Origin of the sequence: Serratia sp. NPDC078593 (assembly GCF_050268245.1) — a bacterium.
GTDB lineage: Bacteria > Pseudomonadota > Gammaproteobacteria > Enterobacterales > Enterobacteriaceae > JBNNGK01.
On sequence record NZ_JBNNGK010000045.1, the window covers coordinates 1 to 2,864 of the forward strand.

General features: G+C 38.8%; 2 protein-coding genes. Both read right to left on the reverse strand.

Going from position 1 to position 2,864, the window contains the following annotated elements; translation table 11 throughout:
• Positions 1-314: 314 nt before the first annotated feature.
• Positions 315-1,013, reverse strand: coding sequence for an EAL domain-containing protein (locus ACQKDS_RS20140; RefSeq protein WP_399674035.1), 699 nt, complete (start codon positions 1,011-1,013; stop codon positions 315-317).
• 972 nt (positions 1,014-1,985) lie between these two features.
• On the reverse strand, positions 1,986-2,447 hold the full coding sequence (locus ACQKDS_RS20145) for a hypothetical protein (protein WP_399674033.1): 462 nt from the start codon (positions 2,445-2,447) through the stop codon (positions 1,986-1,988).
• Positions 2,448-2,864 lie beyond the last annotated feature (417 nt).

The window sequence follows — 2,864 nt, forward strand, 5'->3', positions numbered from 1 at the left end:
GGTTGGCAATGAGTCGTTTTATTATCGAGTTCGGTGACCGCTTAGACGGTCATCTTTAATACGTTGGCAGTTACACAGAATTATGGACAGGCTCCCAGATTATCATGAAATGTGAATAAATGCCTAATTACTATATACACCTTTGCTATTATGGCTAATAATATGGTGACGGGTAACTCCCCCCCCTAACTTACAATTTTTATAGAAACTAAGATTTTTAATTAATTAAAAACGAGTATACACTTGAGATATTATTTTGGAATTACACAAATATAAATAGTCTGCCGAAAAAATTTATAGCGTTAAGAATACCACTAACGTATATAGCACATTGAGAGTAAATAGTTTATATCTCGCAGCGGTACTGATTCGTACAACTCTTCTCCTTGCATACCCCAAACGCCCCACTTTCGCAAGTACTGCAATAATGTAGAATCAAATACCCCTGATACTATAATCCGAGGGCAGTACTTCATAATGTTCTTCAGCAGTGCTGGAAAGCTGCTTTTGTATAATTGAGTACTGAACAAGGTTTCATCGATCTTAACTACTTCAAACATGGAACTAACGCCAGTTCGAACATTCACATTCCCAGCACCAAAATAATTAAGGAAAAGTGCATTACTACCATGTGAAAGTGATCTTAGATCTGGATTCTTTAACCCCTGTTCAATCTTTGGAAAATCCTCTGAGATCTGCATTTTAACATATGGCATTGATTGCAGAAGTACTTGAATGTATGCGTCATGCCTCAAGATCAATGCAGTGCTCTGATCGATACTGAGAGAACAAAACAGTTTATTTTCAAGGAAAAACTCTTCTTCATTGCTAATGAAATGTATTAAATCAATTAAATAAGCTCTTTTTTCGTGGATAGACCAGCCTTGCATTATCTCCGCTGGTGCTGGATTAAGCACGTTAAAACCATTTTCCTGAAATTTAGTCAGTACTTCCACCCCAAGCAACTTCTGATCTGTGCTCATTACAGGTTGAGCAAAGTATTGAGTAATCATCTCTGGCTATCCTGATTTTTTATGTACTGGTTTTTTATTATACCAGGCTAGCCAACAGCTAACTAACACGGTTAAAAAACGGCCTATTTTTACTTTGCATATGTAATCCCTTGAATTTTCTAGTTCAGTCAGGCAGGTCTAGGGTTTGATTATTTTATGATCTAAAGGCTGGTAACTGTAGCGATGGTGAAAAGCGGCCTTAGCTACATAGCCTTTACCCGCTAGGTAAATCAATAGGTAAAAGTGATCAGATGTTGGTTGGTATTCAGTAAACATCAGAAGTATGGTTCGGGTTTGCCACCTAAACGATATCAAAGAGCCACTAAGGCCGTTTATCGGTTATTGGTGGGGAGTGTGTCTGCATTTGAGAGAAATCGCGTTCAGGGCTTTCTAAATGCTTTACCGGAAACACCATCATAGAAAGGGAATGGCTGGATCGGGTTCGCTTCGCTCTGTGCAGTACTGATAATTGTTTTACAGTAACTGGAATGACAGATAATTGGGTAGTACTTGCCATAATCAGGTTGTCTTACAGGAAGGGCTTGAACAGCCCGATAACAGCGACAAGGAGCCATGCGACGCGTAGTTACTCACGGAGACTTTAGGCCGCAGGCCGACCCAAATCACTTTGATAAAGTCGCTTTGTCGGTACTGTCATCTGTCTGAGCAAAGCGAGTAGTAACGCCTTGCGTTGTTTCGAGTACTCGCGAGAAAAACGCAAAGTTAAGATCTATTATTTGTTTTAACAAGGGCAAGGCCGGAGGCGTTGACCTTCTTATAATGAGTAATAGTAATAAATTCACTTAATAATTAAGGTTATAAATTAAGTTATTTTATTATTATAGTTACCCTAATTAATTTCAATATAAAATACTGTTACAAATCAATTAATTAAACTTTGTATATTGCATCTAAAAGGTCCAAAAAAGTGGCTTAAGGAATATAGCACCGGATCTACCAAAAAAAGTCACCCTAATTCTTTAAACCTGTTAAGTACTCGATCATAGCGTCTAGTGGTTTCTTGCTCTTGATCATCTGGCGTAGTTCGGCAGTCTGCTCCGTACTGAGATACTGGCTATCGTCCGGTACAAGTAGCTGTACACCCTTCTGGTGAGCATCTCGCATCGCCTTAGAGACTGCCACGCATACACGCTTATAGACTTTGATACTCTCGGCTGAAAGCGGCCTTGTACGCTTGTTCACTGTACGTAGGTCTAGGTAGTGCCGCACTGTTGCTAAACTGATCTCATTCATCGAACGGATCAGATAGAAAATATCACGTATAGCATACTTCCTTCGGCTACTTTTCATTTCACCATCAATTACACTCTTTAGTATGTTACGCCCATCATCAGTTAGATATGCGTAGTTTCTTGTTCCATCGAATAGTAGTACCAGTTCTGAATTGTCATGTTTAATTTCTTTTCTTGCCATAAATAATCCTGTAAATCACTAATTAAGACTGGTCTGATTTGTTCAAGCATTCAGGCCATTTTTATTATTTTGCTTAGATGTCGGAAATTATTTAATCAGCATCAGTTTATAAAGTACTCACAGCGTGAGAAATTTCATCTGCAATCTACTTTTCGATAAAGTCAGGATTTAATTGCCGGTACATCAACACTGCTAAGCAGCAGCTTAAGGCCTATATTATACCATATGAATTACATTCGTTTCACTGAATGCAAAAATTAAGTATTAATGTTCAAGTATGCCACTAATTTTATATCATCAATTTGTACAGCCATAAACACAACTGATCCTACCCGCGTAATGTGGACACGGCCCTAAGCGAGATTCTGGTTTTCAAATTGTTCCGGACTGAGTCCGCCACAGGCACTGTGGCGACGC

Excerpts from the sequence above, each read along its gene's own strand:
- ACQKDS_RS20140 (WP_399674035.1), bottom strand. The coding sequence starts at position 1,013 with ATGATTACTCAATACTTTGCTCAACCTGTAATGAGCACAGATCAGAAG.
- ACQKDS_RS20145 (WP_399674033.1), bottom strand. The coding sequence starts at position 2,447 with ATGGCAAGAAAAGAAATTAAACATGACAATTCAGAACTGGTACTACTA.